This window comes from Streptomyces daliensis, assembly GCF_054782395.1.
In genome coordinates, this window is record NZ_BAAGSO010000110.1 from 1 (window position 1) to 761 (window position 761).

A 761-nucleotide genomic window follows, 5' to 3' on the forward strand; every position below is an offset into this window, starting at 1 on the left:
CATGCTGGAGACCTCCATCAGGTCTGTTGAGGGACGGATGGATGAGGGCGGCCCCGGACTTTGGCGAGACGGGGGCCGCCCTCGGTGTTGTGCTACGCGGCGGCGGTGAGTTCGCCGGCGGGTGCGGCGGCGAGCAGCAGGTCCAGGGCGTGGATGGCCTGCGGGGGCATGACGCCGTTGCCGAGCGCTTTGAGCTGTGCGCTGCGGGACAGTGCGGGTACGTCGGTGACGTGGCCGGGTGGCAAACCCATGAGCCATTCCACGAAGGGCGGGTTCAGCCGTCCCAGAGCATCAACTGGCCGGGGAGCGGGACGTCCGAGGACGCTTTCCCAGCGGGCGACGGCCGGGCCGTAGGCGCCGAAGTCGACCCCGGCGGGGTCGGCAGGCTCGCCACCTCCGCCGCGAGGCACTTGCCGTGTGTCCCGGCTTCCTGCGAGGGGGTGCGTCTGGTCTGCCGGTTCTCGCTCTCCGACGCGCGCGGGGTGGGCAGCAGCGCCCCGCTGAAGGTCAGGTCCGTCAGCGTCGGTGAGCTGCTGCGAGGGTTCAGCGCCGTCGCCTGACGGGCGCCCTTGGAATCCCCGACCAGCGGAGTCGGCAGCAGGGAGACGACGTGCCGCAGGTTCATCCCGCCCTGGGCGGCGTGCCCGGGCCCGGTGTTCTCCGAGGTCGAGGGAGTCGGCAGCAGGGCCACGGCGGTGGGCAGTTGCCCGCGCTGCCCACCGCCGCGCCAGTCCCGGGCTGCCGGTGTCGGCAGGCCAGGC

Annotated in this window: 1 protein-coding gene and 1 pseudogene; both read right to left on the bottom strand. The window is 72.9% G+C overall.

Annotated elements, in window-relative coordinates:
* Positions 1 to 92: 92 nt before the first annotated feature.
* Positions 93 to 251: a hypothetical protein gene (locus tag ACYVOO_RS30920; protein ID WP_461019025.1), complete on the bottom strand. Its 159-nt coding sequence runs from the start codon at positions 249 to 251 to the stop codon at positions 93 to 95.
* 23 nt (positions 252 to 274) lie between these two features.
* A pseudogene (locus ACYVOO_RS30925) lies at positions 275 to 761 on the bottom strand (hypothetical protein); the annotation flags it as partial.

What these genes read in the sequence shown, in the direction of transcription:
- ACYVOO_RS30920 (WP_461019025.1), bottom strand. Translation starts at nt 251, where the DNA reads ATGGGTTTGCCACCCGGCCACGTCACCGACGTACCCGCACTGTCCCGC.